The sequence below is a fragment of the Rathayibacter sp. AY1C2 genome (genome assembly GCF_002931195.1).
In the GTDB taxonomy this organism is placed as follows: Bacteria; Actinomycetota; Actinomycetes; order Actinomycetales; family Microbacteriaceae; genus Rathayibacter.
Genome location: NZ_PSWG01000011.1, coordinates 80,104 through 97,997 on the forward strand (window position 1 = coordinate 80,104; position 17,894 = coordinate 97,997).

The window sequence follows — 17,894 nt, forward strand, 5'->3', positions numbered from 1 at the left end:
CTCTCGTCGGCGTCCCGGGCGGCCTCGCCGCCGCCGGACCCCTCCATTGTCACCGCTGCACCCGGCGCCCGCCAGGGGAGCGCTCGTCGCCGGAGTCCGGCAGGTCGGCCGCGGTGGCCGTGATGCGGTTGGCCATGCCGTTGAAGATGATGCCGTGGAAGGGCAGGATCGCGAACCAGTAGAGCCTGCCCGCGAGGCCCTGCGGGAAGAAGACCGCGCGCTGCGTGTAGACCGAGCCGCCGTCTCCGGAGGGCTCGGCGCGCATCTCGAGCCAGGCCCCGCCGGGCACCTTCATCTCGGCGCGCAGGCGCAGGAGCTTCGGCCGCTCGATCTCCTCGACGCGCCAGAAGTCGAGGGCGTCGCCGGCGTGCAGGCGCGCGGAGTCGCGGCGCCCGCGCTGCAGGCCCACTCCCCCGACGAGGCGGTCCATCCAGCCGCGGATCACCCATGCGAGCGGGAAGGAGTACCAGCCGTTGGTGCCGCCGATGCCCTCGATGACGCGCCAGAGCTTGGCCGGGTCGGCCTGGGTGCGGCGCTCCTTGAGGTCCACGTAGACCGTGTGGCCGGCCCACTCCGGGTCGCTCGGCAGCGGATCGCTGGGAGCGCCGACGACCTCCGCGTTCTGCCAGCTCGTCTCGATCTCGCCCGCCTGCATCTTTCCCAGCGCGAGCCGGACGGCGCGGCGGTAGGAGGTCAGCCCGCCCTCGGGGTCGGGGATGAGCGCGCGGATGTCCTGCTCGTGCACGACGCAGTCGTACTGCAGCGAGGCGATGATGGGCACCGCGAGCGAGCGCGGGATCGGCGTGACCAGGTTGACCCACTGCGAGGCCAGCCACGGGGTGAACACCGGCAGGGACGCGATCGGCCGCTGCGGGAGCCCGGCCTCGACCGCGTAGCCGTTCATCATCTGGCCGTAGCGGAGCACGTCGGGCCCGCCGATGTCGAAGGTGCGGTTGAGCGTGGCGTCCTCGAGCGACGCGGAGCCGATCAGGTAGTGCAGCACGTCGCGCACGGCGATCGGCTGGATGAAGTTGCGCACCCACTGCGGCGCGGGCATGTACGGCAGCACGTCGGTGAGGTGGCGCACCATCTCGAACGAGGTCGACCCGGAGCCGATGATCACGCCCGCCTGCAGGGCGATCGTCGGCACTCCCGACTCCATCAGGATCCGGCCCACCTCAGCGCGCGAGCGGAGGTGCTTCGAGAGCTCCTGGCCCTCGGGGTGCAGGCCGCCGAGGTAGACGATGCGGCCGACGCCGGCCGACCTCGCTGCCGTGGCGACGTTCTGCGCGGCGCGGCTCTCGACCTCCTCGAAGTGGGCGTGGTCGTTGCCCGAGCCCATCGAGTGGACGAGGTAGTAGAGGACGTCGACGCCCTCGACCGCGGCCTCCAGCGACTCCGGATCGCCGAGATCGCCCTGGGCGACCTCGACCTCCTCCGCCCACGGCACGTCGACCAGCTTGCGCGGGTCGCGCACCAGGACGCGCACCCGGAAGCCCGCCTCGAGGAGGCGCGGCGTCAGCCGGCCGCCGATGTAGCCGGTCGCGCCGGTGACGAGCGCGAGGGGGCGCGCCGAGTCGGAGGGGGTTTCGCTCATGCGGCCACGGTACGCCGATGGCCCCGGGACCTCTCCCGCTGGTGCGGGCCCGCGGCCCCTGCTAGGCGGCGGCCGGCATCCCGCTCAGTCGATGCCGAGGACCTCGCGGACCTGCACCACGTCGTGGTTCATCTGGCGGATGAGGGGCTCGACGCCCTCGTAGGCGACCTGGCCGCGGATCCGGCCGACGAACGCCACGTCGACCACGCGGTCGTAGAGGTCGAGGGTGTCGAGCGTCTGATCGAGCACGTACGCCTCGACCTGCTTGGGCGGCACTCCGACGAAGGTCGGGTTGCTGCCGACCGAGATCGCGGCGGGATGCGTGACGCCGTCGGTGGTGAGCCGGCCCGCGTAGACGCCGTCGGCCGGGATCAGGCCCTGCGACTCCGGCGAGAGGTTCGCGGTCGGGAAGCCCAGCTCGCGGCCGCGCTTCGCTCCGTGCACGACCACGCCGCGGACGACGGGCTCGTGCCCGAGCAGGCGCGTCGCGTGCTCCACGTCGCCCTCGGCCAGCAGCTCGCGGATCCAGGTGGAGGAGACGCGGCGCCCGTCCTCGGGCCGCACGTCGTCGATCAGCTCCACCTCGAATCCGTGCTGCCCGCCGAGCACGCGCAGCAGGTCGACGTCGCCCGCTCCCCGGGCGCCGAAGCGGAAGTCGGAGCCGACGAGGACCACGCGGGCCTCGAGCGCCTCCACCAGCACCTGCTCGACGAACTGCTCGGGCGAGAGCGCCCGGAACGCCTCGTCGAAGGTGAGCAGCAGCGTCGCGTCCACGCCGGTCCCGGCGAGGAGCTCGAGCTTCTGCTCGTTGCCGACCAGGACGGGCGGGCACTTCTCCGGCGCGATCACGCTGAGCGGATTGCGGTCGAAGGTGACGACGACGGCGGCGAGCCCCTGCTCGCGGGCCCGCTCGTGCAGCCGGCCGATGACGGCCCGGTGCCCGGAGTGGACGCCGTCGAACTTGCCGATCGTGACGGCGGAGGGTCCGATCCCGGCCAGGTCGCCGGGGCGGGTCTCGACGCGCATCAGGCGGCCGCCCGGGGCGTGCGCCGCCCCTGCACGCGGAGCCACCAGAGGCCGAGCACGGGCAGGACGAGCGGGATGAGCAGGTAGCCGGCGCCGAAGGCCGCCCACACCGTCGACTGGCGCCCGAACGGGTCGGCGCTCGCGAGCCCGAGGAGCCGCGGAGCGAGGAGGCTGAGCGCACCGACCACGAGCACGCCCACCAGCTCGAAGGTGATCGTCACCCACGCGACGCGCTGCCAGGCGCGGCCCGGGACGATCAGGGCGACCGTCGCGACGATGTACACGACGGCCGAGAGCGCGGAGAGCGAGAACGCCAGCGGCGCCTCGTCGAACCGGTCGATGATCTGGAAGACGGAGCGCCCCGTCGCGGCGAGCGCGAGGATCCCGTAGACCACGACCAGGAGGCTGCCGATCCCGCGCGAGCGGGCGGAACGGGTCGGCTCTCCACTCCCGGGGGCCGAGGGGACTGAGGGGTCGTGAGCGGCCCGTCCGGACGCATCGCTGGCTGGTTTCGACATCGCACGTCCATGCTAGGCGCTCGCCGGGCCGGGCCCGGTGGCGGGCCCGATCAGGCGCTCTGGAAGAACCAGATCTGGTGCATCCGGTAGACCATGACCGCGATCGAGAGGCAGGCGACGCCCAGGATCACGGTGCTCCAGCGGCTCCGCTCGATGAGCGCCCAGAACCCGGCCGCGAGCGGCAGGAGCAGCGCCGAGATCAGGTAGATGTAGTACTCCGGCAGGCTCCCCGACGGTCGGTTGCCGACCAGCGGCGACACGATCGCGACCGCCAGCTGGACGATCAGCAGCAGCTCGACGATCGCCGTCGCGCCGACCGAGACGTCCGAGGGACGGCGGGCGAGCAGCCCGAGCACGAGGCAGAGCAGGCCGGCCGCGACGGCGATCCCCACCTGGAGGATCGTGAACCACTCGATCACGAGGCGGCCGTCCGCAGGTCCTCGGTCGGGAAGTTGACGACGCTCTTGAGCTGGGTGCCGCGCCGCTCGGCGAGGCCGATCAGCCGCTCCCCCGGGCCGACCGCGGCGAGGAGGCCCTTCGCTCCCGCCACCGCCTCCGGGGCCGGGATGCGCTTGCCGTTCGCGAGATCGCCCGCCTCCTGGGCGTCGAGGCGCAGCAGGGGGAACAGCTCGCCCGCCACGAGCGTCGGCGGCAGGAGCGCGGCGGGGACGTCGAGCTCGTCGATCTCGCCGGCCTGCGCCACGGAGAAGGGGCCGACCGCGGTGCGCCGCAGCGCGGTCAGGTGGCCGCCGACTCCGAGGGACGCGCCCAGGTCGCGGGCGAGCGCGCGGATGTAGGTGCCGGAGGAGCAGGTGACGCGCACGTCCAGGTCGAGGAACCCCTCGACCGGGCGGCTCGCCAGGACGGCGAACTCCGAGACGGTCACGGGGCGGGAGGCGAGCACGACCTCCTCGCCGTCGCGGGCGCGGGCGTAGGCGCGGCGGCCGTCGACCTTGATCGCGCTGACCGTGCTCGGGACCTGCTCGATCGCTCCGGTGAGGGCCGCGATCGCGTCGGACACCGACTCCGGGGCGAGGGCCGCGACGAGGGCGGGCTCCGCCGAGGCGAGCACCTCGCCCTCCTGGTCGTCGGTGGTGGTGGAGGAGCCCAGCCGGATAGTCGCCTCGTACTGCTTGTCGAGGCCGACGAGGTAGGTGAGCAGGCGCGTCGAGGGGCCGAGACCGAGGATCATCAGCCCGGTCGCCATCGGATCGAGCGTCCCCGCGTGGCCGACCTTGCGGGTCCCCGCGCGACGGCGGGTCCGCGAGACGAGGTCGTGGCTGGTGATGCCGCCGGGCTTGTCCAGCAGGAGGATCCCGTTCGGAGCCGGGGCGGGGGTCTCGAGCACGGGTGCGAGGATACACGGACGGATCGGGAGTACTCCCGGGGTGGAGCCGGAGCCCTCCCCCGCCCGTCCTAGGCTGTCCGGATGAGGATCGCAGTACTCGGAGCAGGCGCCGTCGGCGGCACCATCGCCGCCCTTCTCGACCGCGCCGGGCACGACGTCGAGGTCACCGCCCGAGGCGACCACCTCACCGCGATCCGCCGGTCGGGGATCCGGCTCGACGGGGCGTGGGGCGAGCACACCGCCTGGGTCCGCTGCGGCGAGTCCCTCGATCTGGTGCCCGATCTCGCCTTCGTCTGCACGAAAGCGCAGGACGCCGAGGACGCGCTGCGCACCAACCGCCGCACGGTCGACGGCACCCTCGTCGTCGTCGTCCAGAACGGACTGGACGGACTCACCGCGGCGGCCCGGCAGGTGCGCGACGCCCGGCTCGTGGGTGCTCTCGCCCTCTTCGCCGCGAGCCACCTCGAACCCGGCCGCGTCACCGTCACGGCTCCTGCCACGACCACGCTCGGCGTCCCCGGCCGCCCGGCCGACGACGACGTGCGACGGGCCGCCGCCGTGCTCGGCGAGGCGGTCCCCACCGCCGTCACCGACGACTTCACCGGAGCGCAGTGGACGAAGCTGCTGATCAACGAGGTCAACGCCCTGCCCGCGATCACCGGGCTCTCGGTCCAGGAGACGATCGACGATCCGGGGCTGCGGCGCGTCCTCGCCCGGTCGATGCGCGAGGCCGCCCGGACGGGCCTCGCGTCGGGCGTCCGCTTCGGCTCGCTGCAGGGACTCTCGAACACGTCCGTCCGCGCCCTGGCCGCCGCTCCCCTGCCCCTGGTCGAGCTGCTCCCCCGCCGGATGGCCGCGCGGATGGGCGAGGTGCCGAACCCCGGGTCGACGCTGCAGAGCGTCCGCCGCCGAGTGCCGAGCGAGATCGACCACCTGGCCGGGGCCGTGGTCCGCACCGCTCACCGCGGCGGGCGCGAGGCACCGGTCAACCAGCTGCTGGTCGACCTGGTGCACGAGGTCGAGCGGGCGGGCGCCTTCGTGCCGCCGGCGGAGGTCGTGCGCCGCGCCGCCCTGGTCTGAGCCCGCGGCCCTGTCGGACGGACGCCGCCCGCGGCGGCGGCCTCCGTCCCGAGGCTCAGCAGGAGTCGGCGAAGAGGCGCCGGGGCTGCTCCGGATCGCGGATGTCGACGAGGATCCCCGCCAGCCGGCGCGGGTCCGTCGTGGCGCGGTACGCCGCGTCCACCGGCGGCTCCTGCGTGTCGAGGCGGATGCTGGTGCTCCACGCGCCGCGCAGCTCCGGCCGGAGGGCGAACTCGCCGTCGACAAGCAGCACCGCGTCGCGGCCGGCGGTCCGCCAGCGCGCCTGCCGCGCCTCGTCGCGCACCGCGTCGAAGCCCGCGAGCACGAACCCGGTGCTGCCGCCGAGGGTGAACGGATCGAGCAGCACGCGGCGCAGGAGCTCGTAGTCGTACCCGGCCGCGTAGGAGCGCAGCTCGTCGGGCACGGCGGGGTCGTCCCGATCGGCGCGGGGACGTCGGAAGTCGGCGAGGTGCGCGACGATCGCGTCCTTGCCGGCCCGGCGGAGCGCCGCCGCGAGGTCGAGCGCGAACGCCGCGCTCACCGCGGGGTCGTCGCCGTCGATCCCGACCTTGACCCGTCCGCGCCCGTAGTTGTGCAGCACCTCCGCCGCGAGAGCGTCGAGCACATCGGCCTTCTGCGGAGCCCACCTGGTCATCCGCCCACGATACGCGCCGCCGCCTAGTGTGGGCTGATGCCCTCCGACCCTCTCGCCGACGCGATCACCGCCTGGTTCCGCACGAGCGCCCGCGACCTGCCGTGGCGCCGCGAGGGCTTCCCCGCCTGGGGCACGCTCGTCAGCGAGTTCATGCTGCAGCAGACCCCGGTGGTCCGCGTCGTCCCGCGTCTGGCGGAGTGGCTGGAGCGCTGGCCGACACCCTCCGCTCTCGCCGCCGTCCCTCCCGGCGAGGCGGTGCGCGCCTGGCAGTCCCTGGGCTATCCGCGGCGGGCCCTGCGCCTGCACGCCTGTGCCGTGGCGATCGCCGAGGAGCACGGCGACGTGGTCCCCGACGACGTCGAGACCCTCCTCGCGCTGCCCGGCATCGGCGACTACACCGCCCGCGCCATCGCCGTGTTCGCCTACGGGAGGCGGCACCCCGTGGTCGACACCAACGTCCGCCGGGTCCGCGCGCGCGCGGTCGACGGAGCGGCGGAGCCCGGCCCGCCCCGCGCGAGGGCCGACCTCGCTGCGATGTCGGCGCTGCTGCCCGAGTCGCTCTCCGAGGCGGCGGCCTTCAACGCGGGCGCGATGGAGCTGGGGGCGATCGTCTGCACCGCCCGCGCTCCGCGCTGCGACGAGTGCCCGATCCGCGACCTCTGCCGCTGGCGGGCGGAGGGGTACCCCGAGCACACCGGGCCCGTGAAGGCGAAGCAGAAGCGGTTCGAGGGCTCGGACCGCCAGGTCCGCGGCCTCATCCTCGCCGAGCTCCGCGCCGCGCACGGCCCGGTCACCGCGGCCGAGGTGGAGTCTCTCTGGCCGGACGCCGACCAGCGCGGTCGCGCCCTGGCCGGGCTCCTCGCCGACGGCCTGGCGACGGGCGGCCCGGAGGACGGCTACCTCCTCCCCGGCTCCTGAGGGCCCGTCGACCGCCGTCCGCGTCGGAGGAGGCGGGTAGGGTCGGCGCCGTGACCGGTCGCCGCCTCCGCCTCCCCCGCCCCGACGCCGCCGTCGAGCGCGCCCTCGACGTCGACCTCGCCCAGGACGTCCAGCGCGCCCTCGCCGCGGTCCGCGTCGAGAACGACCTGCCCGGCCCGTTCCCGCCGGCCGCGCTGGCCGAGGCCGAGCACGCGGACGCCGGAGCGGACGACGAGGACCGCGTCGACCGGACGGACCTCCCCTTCGTGACGATCGACCCGCCCGGCTCGCTCGACCTGGACCAGGCCCTCCACCTGGAGCGCACGTCGGAGGGCGTCGTCCTCCGCTACGCCATCGCGGACGTGCCCGCGGTCGTCCGCACCGGCGGAGCGCTCGACGCCGAGACGCGCCGCCGCGGCCAGACCTACTACCTCCCGGACGGCCGCGTCCCGCTGCACCCCGCGGTCCTCTCCGAGGGGACCGCGTCGCTCCTGCCGGACGAGACGCGCCGAGCGCTGGTCTGGACGCTGACCCTCGACGAGCGGGCGGAGCCGCGCTCGGTGCACCTCGAGCGGGCGCTCGTGCGCAGCGTGGCCCGGCTCGACTACGAGGGCGTGCAGCGCAGCGTCGACGCGGGCGATCCGCACCCCTCCCTCGCCCTCCTCCCCTGGTTCGGACGCGAGCGCCTGGCGCGCGAGGCCGAGCGCGGAGGAGCGAGCCTGACGCTGCCCGAGGAGGAGATCGTCGCCGCCGACGGCGGCTACCGGGTCGAGCGCCGCGCTCCCCTGGTCGTCGAGGGCTGGAACGCCCAGGTCTCGCTGCTGACCGGCATGGCGGCGGCGACGATGATGCTCGACGCGGGGGTGGGCATCCTCCGGACCATGCCCGAGGCCGACCCCGCCACCGTCGCGGCCTTCCGCTCCCGAGCCGCGGCGCTCGGCGTCCCGTGGCCCGAGGAGGAGGCCTACGGCGCCTACCTGCGCCGCCTCGACACCGCCGACCCCGCCCAGCTCGCCATCATGTACGCCGCGGCGAGCCTGTTCCGCGGCGCCGGCTACACCGCCTTCGACGGCGCCCCGCCGGAGCATCCCGCGCAGGCGGCCCTCGCCGCGCCGTACGCGCACGTCACCGCGCCGCTGCGGCGCCTGGTCGACCGGTTCGGCCTCGCCGTCTGCCTCGCGGTGTCCCGGGGCGGAACGATCCCGTCGCAGCTGCGCGAGGCGCTGCCCCTGCTCCCGCCGCTCCTCGTCGCGAGCGACCGCCGGGCCGGAGCCGCCTCCCGTGCGGCGACCGCGATCGTCGAGGCCGCCGTCCTCCGCGGCCGCGAAGGAGCCTCCTTCAGCGGGATCGTCGTCTCCTCGGCGCGCACCCGCTCCTCGGTGCAGCTGCTCGACCCGGAGATCACCGTCGACCTCCCGGCCCCGCTCACGCCGGGAGCCCGTGTCGTCGTCGTCCTGGAATCGGTCGACGTCGCCACGGGCTCCGCGGTGTTCGGGCTCGGCGCCTAGTCCTCGTCGTCCTCGGGGGGCTTCACATAGGGGTCGGCGTCGCCGGCGTAGTCCGCCTGAGCGGCGAGCGACTGCACCTGCGAATCCTGGCTGCGCGCGGCGGCGAGCAGATCCTCGATGTGCTTCGCGTTCTCGGGCACCGCGTCGAGGATGAACTCGAGCGACGGCGTGAGCCGGGACGTGATGTTCCTGCCCACCTCGGTGCGGAGCATGCCGGTGGCGGCCTTGAGGGCCGCGGCCGAATCGGCGCGCTCCTCATCGGTGCCGTAGACCGTGTAGAACACCGAGGCGCGCTGCAGGTCGCCGGTCACCTGGACATCGGTGATGGTGACGAAGCCGAGGCGCGGGTCGCGGAGACCGCGCTCGAGCCGCTTCGCGACGATCACCTGGATACGTTCGGCGAGCTTCCTCGCCCGGGCCGGATCTGCCATGGCTGGTCCTCACATCTCTCTCGGCGAACCGTTCAGCTCGCCATTCAACCACTCTCCGCCCGGACGACCGGTCGCGTCCGAGGGGGCCTTGCTTCTAGGGCGTGATGCCCCTCGACCGCGCGTCTGCGACGGCGCGGGTGGGGTGCCTCCTCGCGGCTCCCTCCCGCGGGCCTGCGGCCCGCCCGCCAGGCCCGGCCAGGAGCCGCGAGGAGGCACCCCACCCGTGCCCGCGATCGGAGGGAGTGCGGGTCCGCCCCCCGGATCCTCGGGGACCGGGGTGGGAAGGCTCAGGTGCTGGATCGGGAGCCGGACGTCGCCCGCAGGCGCGCTGCTCGCGAGCTGCTCGTTCAGCGGGCGCACCCACCGAGACAGGAGCGCCTGATCGGGGTCGGTCTCCCGCACCCGGGGGTGCGGAAGCGCCCGCTGGAGGGTCCGCACCTCCGGGACACCGGCGGCCCCCGATTCCTTCCGCAGGGCGCGAGAGGACGAGAGTCCCCTCCCGATCCCGCACGAACAGCGCCGTGAGACGCCGGAAGGCCCGGGCGGACCCGGGCCTTCCAGTGGAACGGATCAGCCTCGCGGCTTCTCCTTCATCTCGATCGTCTCGATCTCGTCGCCGATCTGGATGTCGTTGTACTTTCCGAGACCGATACCGGCCTCGTAGTCCGTACGGACCTCCGTGACGTCGTCCTTGAAGCGACGCAGCGACTCGATGGCCAGGTTGTCCCCGACCACAACGCCGTCACGGATGACGCGCGCCTTCGAGTTGCGGGTGATCGTGCCGGAGCGGACGATGACACCCGCGATGTTGCCGAACTTGGAGGAGCGGAACACCTCGCGGATCTCGGCTACACCGGACTGGACCTCCTCGAACTCGGGCTTGAGCATGCCCGTGAGCGAGTTCTCGACCTCTTCGATCGCGTTGTAGATGACCGAGTAGAAGCGGATGTCCACTCCTTCTCGAGCAGCGCGCTCGCGGGCCTTCGGGTCGGGGCGGACGTTGAAGCCCACGATGATCGCGTTGTCGATCGTCGCGAGGTTGACGTCCGACTCCGTGATCGCACCGACGCCGCGGTGGATGATGCGCAGCTGCACCGAGTCGTCGACCTCGATCTTGACGAGCGACTCCTCCAGCGCCTCGACGGCACCGGACACGTCGCCCTTGATGATGAGGTTGAGCGACTCGACCTTGCCCTCCTCGAGAGCACGGGTGAAGTCCTCGAGCGAGATGCGCTTGCGGGCCTTGGCCAGCAGGGCGTTGCGCTGAGCGGCTTCGCGCTTCTCGGCGATCTGACGGGCCGTGCGGTCCTCCTCGGTGACGAGGAAGGTGTCGCCGGCGCGGGGCACGGACGAGAGTCCCTGCACCTGCACCGGACGCGACGGCACGGCTTCGAGGACGGCGTTGCCGTTCTCGTCCGCCATCGCACGGACGCGGCCGTAGGCCGTTCCGGCGACGATCGCGTCTCCGACGCGCAGCGTTCCCGACTGGATGAGCACGGTCGCGACCGCACCGCGTCCCTTGTCGAGCTTCGCCTCGATCGCGACTCCGCGCGCCTCCTTGTTGGGGTTGGCGCGCAGGTCGAGACCGGCGTCCGCGGTGAGCAGCACGGCGTCCAGGAGGTCCTGGATGCCGGTGCCCGCGCGAGCCGACACGTCGACGAACATGACGTCTCCGCCGTACTCCTCGGCGACGAGCCCGAACTCGGTGAGCTGCTGGCGCACCTTGGCCGGGTTGGCGTCGGGCTTGTCCACCTTGTTCACCGCGACCACGATCGGCACGTTGGCCGCCTGGGCGTGGTTCAGCGCCTCGATGGTCTGCGGCATGATGCCGTCGTCCGCCGCGACCACGAGGATCGCGATGTCCGTGACCTGGGCACCGCGGGCTCGCATGGCGGTGAACGCCTCGTGACCCGGGGTGTCGATGAAGGTGATCGGGCGCTCGATGCCCTCGTGCTCCGCGACGACCTGGTACGCACCGATGTGCTGCGTGATGCCGCCCGCCTCGCCGGCGACGACGTTGGCGTTGCGGATCGCGTCGAGCAGGCGCGTCTTTCCGTGGTCGACGTGACCCATGACGGTGACGACCGGCGGACGGATCTCGAGGTCCTCGTCCGTCTCGTCGTCGAGCTCCTGCTCGAGGTCGAGACCGAAGCCCTCGAGGAGCTCCTTGTCCTCGTCCTCGGGCGAGACGACCTGGATCTTGAAGCCGAGCTCGGAGCCGAGCACCTCGAAGGTGGCCTCGTCGAGCGACTCGGTGGCCGTCGCCATCTCGCCGAGGGCGAAGAGGACGGTGACCAGGTTGCCGGGGGGCACCGGCACGCCGGTCATGGCCTCGATCTTGTCGGCGAAGTCCGAGATCGACGCGCCGCGGCGCAGACGGATGACCGTCCTGCCGTCGCCGCGGGGGACGCTGACGCCGCCGAGCGACGGGGCCTCCCTGAGCTCGAACTCCTGACGCTTCGTGCGCTTGGACTTCCGGGCCTTGCTCTTGCCGCCACCGCGACCGAAGGCTCCTGCGGTTCCACCGCCGGGGCCGCGACCGCGACCGCCGCCACCGGGACGCGGGGCGAAGCCGCCACCGGCACCGGGAGCGCCGCCGGGGCGCTGGAAGCCGCCGCCGGCCGGACGACCGGCACCGCCGGGACGTCCTGCTCCGCCGCCGGGTCCGCCGGGACGCTGGCCGAAGCCGGCGGGGCGCTGGCCCATGCCGGGTCCGCCGGGTCGGGGCGCGCCGGGGCGCGGAGCAGCGGGGCGGGGGATGTTACCCGGGGTCGGACGCGATCCCATGCCCTGCGAGCTGGCGAAGGGGTTGTTGCCGGGGCGCGGGGCGGCGGGACGCTGTCCCATGCCCTGGTTGCTGGCGAACGGGTTGTTGCCCGGGCGCGGAGTGCCGCCGGGGCGGTTGGAGCCGCCCGAGGCGCCGCCGGGGCGCGGGGTGTTCGCGGCGGGAGCCGGACGCGGGGTCACGGGCTTGGGTCCGCCGGGGGTCGCGCCGGACGCCGGCTTCTCGGCGGCGGCCGGAGCCGCGGGGGCCTCGGTCGGAGCCGGAGCGGCGGCCTCGGCGGGCGCGTCCTTGGCTGCCTGAGCGCGCTGAGCGGCCGCGGCCTCCTGGGCGGCCTGAGCCTGGGCCTGGCGCTCGGCGACCGACATCGGCGGTGCCGGCGCCGGAGCGGGCGGCTTGGCCGGTCCGGGCGTGGGCGCGGACGGACGCGCGCCGGAGGGGCGCGGGGCCCCGGGACGGGCGCCGGCGGCGGGGGCGGCCGGGGTCGCCGACGCTCCCGCGGAGGAACCGCCCTGGCCCTGGAGGGCCTGGCGGAGCTTGCGCGCCACCGGGGGTTCGATGCTCGAGGACGGGCCCTTGACGAACTCGCCGAGCTCCTTCAACTTCGCAAGTGCGACCTTGCTATCGACACCCAGTTCGGATGCGATCTCGTGTACGCGTGGTTTTGCCACTTCTCTCCTGTCTTGGGCCTGCACCCAAGACGGGGGCAGGCGTCACGAACGGACGGGTCTCATTTCGAGCCGCTCATCAGTCTTCGCTCATGATCAGTTCACGGGCCGTTCTGCCTGTTCTCTATGGTGTGATCGTGCGCTGCTCCGGCCCCTCCGGTCGAGGGGCCGAGCCGGTCGGATCGTGCGATGTACTGCTCCAGCTCGCTCGCGTCCACGCTCTCGCGTGTCCGGAACGCTCTTCCGAACGCGCGGCGCTTGACCGCGAGCTCGTAGCAGTCGGCTGTGTCGTGGAGCCACGCTCCCCGACCAGGACGGACGGCACGCGGGTCTACCGCGAGGACGTTCGAGTGGAGGACCAGCCTCAGAAGAGAGGCCCGGGGGGCGCGCAGACGGCAGCCGACGCACGTTCTGACGGCTTCCACTCTACTCCCTCCCCTCCGGGACCGCTCCCCCGCACGGCCGATGCTCGGGCATCACTCCCCGTCCATCACCGAATCGGGCTGGATGTCGATCTTCGCGCCGGTCAGCTTGGCGGCGAGGCGGGCGTTCTGGCCCTCCTTGCCGATGGCGAGCGAGAGCTGGTAGTCGGGGACGAGCGCGCGGACGGCCTTGAGGCTCTGGTCGATCACGAACGCGCTGGTCACCTTGGCGGGCGAGAGCGCGCTGGCGACGAAGGTCGGCAGGTCGGAGGAGTAGTCGACGATGTCGATCTTCTCGTTGTTGAGCTCGGCGGTCACCGCGCGCACGCGCTGGCCGAGCTCGCCGATGCAGGCGCCCTTGGCGTTCACGCCGGGCTCGGTCGCGCGCACCGCGATCTTGGTGCGGTGGCCGGCCTCGCGGGCGAGGGAGACGATCTCCACCACGCCGGACGCGATCTCGGGGACCTCGAGGGCGAACAGCTTGCGCACCAGCGACGGGTGGGTGCGGGACACCTGGACCGACGGGCCCTTGGGTCCGCGGCCGACGCTCGTGACGTAGACGCGGATGCGGCGTCCGTGGCTGTAGTCCTCGCCGGGCACCTGCTCCTCGGGCGAGAGGATCGCCTCGATGGAGCCGAGGTCGACGTGGATCATCCGCGGGTTGGGGCCCTGCTGGATGACGCCGGCGACGATGTCGCCCTCGCGGCCCTTGAACTCGCCGAGCACGTGCTCGTCGGCGATGTCGCGCAGGCGCTGGTTGATGACCTGCTTCGCGGCGAAGGCGGCGATGCGGCCGAAGTCGCGCGGGGAGTCCTCGGCCTCGCCCACGACGGCGCCCTCCTCGTCGAGCTCGGGCACGAAGACCGAGACGTGACCGGTCTTGCGGTCGAGGTGCACTCGCGCGTCGACGGCGGTGGCCTTGTCGGCATCGTCGGCCTGGCCGATGTGCTTGAGGTAGGCGGTCAGGATCGCCTGCTCGATGATCTGCACGAGTTCCTCGAAGGGGATCTCGCGCTCGCGCTCCATGAGTCGCAGAACGCTCAGGTCGATGTCCACGGGCGGGCCTTTCTCTCTATTCACTTGGATGCCGCGGTGGTGACCGCGGTCGTTCGCCTGCCGGGCTCTCACCCGGATCAGCCCTCAAGGGTACCCGACGCGGCCCGGGGTTCCACCCGCGGATCCTGCCGACGCACGGAGGGCCCCGCCTGCCACGGGAAGCGGTGGCGGGGCCCTCGGCGTGTCGGGTCTAGGCGCCCAGCCGGGCGAGCGCCTCGGCGACCGGGAGCTGCTCGCGCTCGCCGGACCGGCGGTCCCACAGCTCGACGATCCCGTCGGCCGCTCCTCGGCCCGCGATGACGATCACGGGCACCCCGATCAGCTCGGCGTCGCCGAACTTGACGCCGGGCGAGACCTTCGGGCGGTCGTCGATCAGCACGTCGCGGCCGGCGGCCTCGAGGGAGGCGCCGACCGACTCGGCGAGCTCGAGAGCCGCCGCGTCCTTGCCGGTCGCGATGACGTGCACGTCGAACGGCGCGACGTTCGCGGGCCAGAGCAGTCCTCGGTCGTCGTGGGTGGCCTCGGCGATGATGGCGAGGATGCGGGTCACGCCGATGCCGTAGGAGCCCATCGTGACGGTGACGAGCTTCCCGTTCTCGTCGAGCACCTTCAGCCCGAGGACGTCGGCGTACTTGCGGCCGAGCTGGAAGACGTGGCCGATCTCCATGCCGCGGGCGGTCTCGATCGGGCCCGAGCCGTCGGGCGCCTCGTCGCCGGTGCGGACGTCCGCGACCTCGACGGTGGCGTCGCCGTGGAAGTCGCGGCCGGCGACCAGGTCGAGGACGTGCTGCCCGGAGACGTTGGCCCCGGTGATCCAGGCGGTGCCGTCGACCACGCGCGGGTCGAGCAGGTAGCGGACGCCGGTCGCCGACTCCTCGCCCAGGACGGCTCCCTCGGCCGACCAGGGTCCGATGTAGCCCTTGACCAGTCCGGGGTGCTTCGCGAAGTCCTCCGCGGTGGCGGCCTCGACCTCGGCCGGGGCGAAGGCCACCTCGGCGCGCTTGAGGTCGACGTCGCGGTCGCCGGGCAGGCCGACGATCACGAGCTCGCGGGTGCCGTCGAGCGCGGTGAGCGCGAGGACGACGTTCTTCAGGGTGTCGGCGGCGGTCCAGGCGCGGCCGTCGGGGCGGGGCTGCGTCGCGTTCGCCAGGTCGACGAGGGTCTGGATGGTCGGGGTGTCGGGCGAGTCGAAGACGCGCGCCTCGGGCAGGCCCTCGACGGGCAGCGCCGCGGGAACGGGCGTGCGGTACGCCTCGACGTTCGCCGCGTACCCTCCCGCCGACCGGACGAAGGTGTCCTCGCCGACGGGGGTGGGGTGCAGGAACTCCTCGCTCCGGGAGCCGCCCATCGCTCCGGCGTCGGCCTGCACGATCACGTACTCCAGGCCCAGACGGGCGAAGATCCGCTCGTAGGCGTCGCGCTGGCGCTGGTAGCTCGCGTCGAGGCCGGCGTCGGTGTAGTCGAAGGAGTACGCGTCCTTCATCGTGAACTCGCGGCCGCGCAGGAGGCCCGCGCGGGGCCGCGCCTCGTCCCGGTACTTGTCCTGGATCTGGTAGATCGACAGGGGCAGGTCCTTGTAGGAGGAGTAGAGGTCCTTCACGAGCAGCGTGAAGAACTCCTCGTGCGTGGGAGCCAGCATGTAGTCGGCGTCCTTGCGGTCCTTCAGGCGGAACACGCCGTCGCCGTACTCGGTCCAGCGGCCCGAGAGCTCGTAGGGCTCGCGGGGCAGGAGCGCGGGGAAGTGCACCTCCTGGGCGCCGGCGGCCTCCATCTCCTCGTGGATGATCCGCTCGATGCGGCGCTTGACGCGCAGTCCCAGCGGCAGCCAGGCGAAGACGCCGGGCGCCTGACGGCGGATGTAGCCCGCGCGGACGAGGAGGCGGTGGCCCGCGACCTCGGCGTCGGCGGGATCCTCCCGGAGCGTGCGGACGAACAGATGCGAGAGACGGGTGACCACGAGGGACGATCCTATCCGCTGCGCTCCCCCGGCTCGCGAGGGCGCCGGGAGCCTCAGTCGGGGATCCGCGAGAAGACGACCGCTCCGCCCGTGCCGTCCAGCAGCACGTCGTCGGGGGTGCCGCCGATCGTCATCGGGCCGGAGAGGAGCGCCCGGAGCCGGATGGCCTCGGGGCTCGGCGTGTCGGAGCAGGTGTCGGAGCCGGTCACCTCGTCGCCGGGGATCAGCACGCCGTCGGCGATCCGGTAGGCGGCGCTGACCACGAGGCAGCCGGTGCCGACGACCAGGGTCGGCGCACCCCCGACGCTCTCGGAGCGGAGGCGGACGCGGGCGTCCTCGACCCAGGCCGTGTACGGGGTCTCCCCCTCGGCCGCGGTCAGCACCCAGCGGTCGCAGCCGAAGGGGTCCTGCGGGCTGCGGCTGTCGATGCATTCGCCGGCCTCGGAGGACGGGCCGCTGCGGAGCGCGGCGACACCGGAGGCGAGGAGCGCGGCGGCGACGACCACGAGCGCGAGGCGCAGTGCGGGGCGGACCACGTCGATCCGCCCCGCGCCGTCAGTTCGCGCCGACGGTGACGACCGGGGCTCCGGTCGAGGTGTCGTCGGCCGGCATCTCGGCGGCCAGGCGGTTGGCCTCCTCGATGAGGGTCTGGACGATCTCGGCCTCGGGGACGGTCTTGATGACCTCGCCCTTGACGAAGATCTGGCCCTTGCCGTTGCCGGAGGCGACGCCCAGGTCGGCCTCGCGGGCCTCGCCGGGTCCGTTGACGACGCAGCCCATGACGGCGACGCGCAGCGGGACGCTCATGCCCTCGAGGCCGGCGGTGACGTCGTTGGCGAGCGTGTAGACGTCGACCTGCGCGCGGCCGCAGCTGGGGCAGGAGACGATCTCGAGCTTGCGCTCGCGGAGGTTCAGCGACTGGAGGATCTGCAGGCCGACCTTGACCTCCTGCGCGGGCGGGGCCGAGAGGGACACGCGGATGGTGTCGCCGATGCCCTCGCCGAGGAGGATGCCGAAGGCGGTGGCGGACTTGATCGTCCCCTGGAACTCGGGGCCGGCCTCGGTGACGCCGAGGTGGAGGGGCCAGTCGCCGCGCTCGGCGAGCTGGCGGTAGGCCTTCACCATGACGACGGGGTCGTTGTGCTTGACCGAGATCTTGAAATCGTGGAAGTCGTGCTCCTCGAAGAGGCTGGCCTCCCAGACGGCGCTCTCGACGAGGGCCTCGGGGGTGGGCTTGCCGTACTTCTGCAGGATGCTCGGCTCGAGCGAGCCGGCGTTGACGCCGATGCGGATCGAGACGCCGGCGGCCTTCGCGGCGGCGGCGATCTTGCCGACCTGGTCGTCGAACTTGCGGATGTTGCCGGGGTTCACGCGGACCGCGGCGCAGCCGGCGTCGATCGCGGCGTAGACGTAGTTCGGCTGGAAGTGGATGTCGGCGATGACCGGGATCTGGCTCTTCTTGGCGATGATCGGCAGCGCCTCCGCGTCGTCGCGGCTCGGCACCGCGACGCGGACGATGTCGCAGCCGGACGCGGTGAGCTCGGCGATCTGCTGGAGGGTCGCGTTGATGTTCGTCGTCGGTGTGGTGCACATCGACTGGACGCTGACCTGCGCGTCACCGCCCACGAGCACCTTGCCCACCTTGATCTGGCGGGACTTGCGGCGGGGGGCGAGGGTCATGGGGACCTTGGGAAGACCCAGATTCACTGCTGGCACGCGCCCCATCGTACGCGCGCCGCGGGACCCCTCGTCCGCTCGCCGCACCTTCCCAGCCGCCGCCCCTCCTGCGCGCCTCGGAACCCGTCCACCGCACCTGCTCTCAGCCCGAGACCGCACGACGATCCGCGGTCGCCTCGCTCCCGAGCCGAACCGCCGATCCCGTCCGAGCGACCGGCCCCAGCCGCCCGCACCCCGCTCCACCCACGCCC

General features: G+C 73.2%; 16 protein-coding genes. 3 read left to right on the top strand and 13 right to left on the bottom strand.

The window, feature by feature from the left end:
* Nucleotides 1–49: 49 nt before the first annotated feature.
* From C5C55_RS09865 to truB, 5 genes are all read right to left on the bottom strand, one after another.
* Nucleotides 50–1,597: an SDR family oxidoreductase gene (locus C5C55_RS09865; RefSeq protein ID WP_104233790.1), complete on the bottom strand. Its 1,548-nt coding sequence runs from the start codon at nucleotides 1,595–1,597 to the stop codon at nucleotides 50–52.
* Nucleotides 1,598–1,681: 84 nt separating this feature from the next.
* Nucleotides 1,682–2,623, bottom strand: a complete 942-nt coding sequence (locus C5C55_RS09870; protein WP_104233805.1) for a bifunctional riboflavin kinase/FAD synthetase — start codon at nucleotides 2,621–2,623, stop codon at nucleotides 1,682–1,684.
* Complete coding sequence (locus C5C55_RS09875; RefSeq protein ID WP_258060346.1) at nucleotides 2,623–3,141, bottom strand: hypothetical protein; 519 nt, start codon at nucleotides 3,139–3,141, stop codon at nucleotides 2,623–2,625. The genes C5C55_RS09870 and C5C55_RS09875 overlap by 1 nt, the downstream gene beginning before the upstream one ends.
* Before the next feature lie 50 nt (nucleotides 3,142–3,191).
* Nucleotides 3,192–3,560, bottom strand: coding sequence for a hypothetical protein (locus C5C55_RS09880; protein WP_104223058.1), 369 nt, complete (start codon nucleotides 3,558–3,560; stop codon nucleotides 3,192–3,194).
* The gene (gene truB, locus C5C55_RS09885; RefSeq protein WP_104223057.1) at nucleotides 3,557–4,489 is read right to left on the bottom strand and encodes a tRNA pseudouridine(55) synthase TruB; all 933 of its coding nucleotides are present in this window, start codon (nucleotides 4,487–4,489) and stop codon (nucleotides 3,557–3,559) included. The genes C5C55_RS09880 and truB overlap by 4 nt, the downstream gene beginning before the upstream one ends.
* Nucleotides 4,490–4,570: 81 nt before the next feature.
* Between truB and C5C55_RS09890 the strand changes: the two genes are divergently transcribed.
* Nucleotides 4,571–5,569 carry a ketopantoate reductase family protein gene (locus tag C5C55_RS09890; protein WP_104233791.1) on the top strand — a complete coding sequence of 333 codons (999 nt, stop codon included), beginning with the start codon at nucleotides 4,571–4,573 and terminating at the stop codon, nucleotides 5,567–5,569.
* 55 nt (nucleotides 5,570–5,624) lie between these two features.
* Here C5C55_RS09890 and C5C55_RS09895 read toward each other — a convergent pair whose 3' ends face one another.
* A complete protein-coding gene (locus tag C5C55_RS09895) occupies nucleotides 5,625–6,224 on the bottom strand; it encodes a hypothetical protein (RefSeq protein ID WP_146080927.1) in 600 nt (199 codons plus the stop codon).
* A gap of 36 nt (nucleotides 6,225–6,260) precedes the next feature.
* Between C5C55_RS09895 and C5C55_RS09900 the strand changes: the two genes are divergently transcribed.
* Both C5C55_RS09900 and C5C55_RS09905 read left to right on the top strand, forming a co-directional pair.
* Nucleotides 6,261–7,142 (top strand): A/G-specific adenine glycosylase, encoded by an 882-nt coding sequence (locus C5C55_RS09900; protein ID WP_104233793.1) that lies wholly within the window; start codon nucleotides 6,261–6,263, stop codon nucleotides 7,140–7,142.
* 50 nt (nucleotides 7,143–7,192) lie between these two features.
* Nucleotides 7,193–8,650 carry a ribonuclease catalytic domain-containing protein gene (locus tag C5C55_RS09905; RefSeq protein ID WP_104233794.1) on the top strand — a complete coding sequence of 486 codons (1,458 nt, stop codon included), beginning with the start codon at nucleotides 7,193–7,195 and terminating at the stop codon, nucleotides 8,648–8,650.
* Here the strand turns inward: C5C55_RS09905 and rbfA are convergent.
* The 7 genes from rbfA to ispG form a co-directional block, all read right to left on the bottom strand.
* Entirely contained in the window at nucleotides 8,647–9,081 is a 435-nt protein-coding gene (rbfA, locus tag C5C55_RS09910; RefSeq protein WP_104233795.1) for a 30S ribosome-binding factor RbfA, read from the bottom strand. The genes C5C55_RS09905 and rbfA overlap by 4 nt on opposite strands.
* Nucleotides 9,082–9,651: 570 nt before the next feature.
* A complete protein-coding gene (gene infB, locus C5C55_RS09915) occupies nucleotides 9,652–12,534 on the bottom strand; it encodes a translation initiation factor IF-2 (RefSeq protein WP_104233796.1) in 2,883 nt (960 codons plus the stop codon).
* 98 nt (nucleotides 12,535–12,632) lie between these two features.
* Complete coding sequence (locus C5C55_RS09920) at nucleotides 12,633–12,956, bottom strand: YlxR family protein (protein ID WP_104225593.1); 324 nt, start codon at nucleotides 12,954–12,956, stop codon at nucleotides 12,633–12,635.
* 51 nt (nucleotides 12,957–13,007) lie between these two features.
* Nucleotides 13,008–14,009: a transcription termination factor NusA gene (gene nusA, locus C5C55_RS09925; RefSeq protein ID WP_104225180.1), complete on the bottom strand. Its 1,002-nt coding sequence runs from the start codon at nucleotides 14,007–14,009 to the stop codon at nucleotides 13,008–13,010.
* Nucleotides 14,010–14,199: 190 nt separating this feature from the next.
* Nucleotides 14,200–15,966 (bottom strand): proline--tRNA ligase, encoded by a 1,767-nt coding sequence (locus tag C5C55_RS09930; protein WP_104225179.1) that lies wholly within the window; start codon nucleotides 15,964–15,966, stop codon nucleotides 14,200–14,202.
* 53 nt (nucleotides 15,967–16,019) lie between these two features.
* On the bottom strand, nucleotides 16,020–16,502 hold the full coding sequence (locus C5C55_RS09935) for a hypothetical protein (protein ID WP_104233797.1): 483 nt from the start codon (nucleotides 16,500–16,502) through the stop codon (nucleotides 16,020–16,022).
* Nucleotides 16,503–16,521: 19 nt separating this feature from the next.
* Nucleotides 16,522–17,682, bottom strand: a complete 1,161-nt coding sequence (ispG, locus tag C5C55_RS09940; protein ID WP_173244694.1) for a flavodoxin-dependent (E)-4-hydroxy-3-methylbut-2-enyl-diphosphate synthase — start codon at nucleotides 17,680–17,682, stop codon at nucleotides 16,522–16,524.
* Nucleotides 17,683–17,894 lie beyond the last annotated feature (212 nt).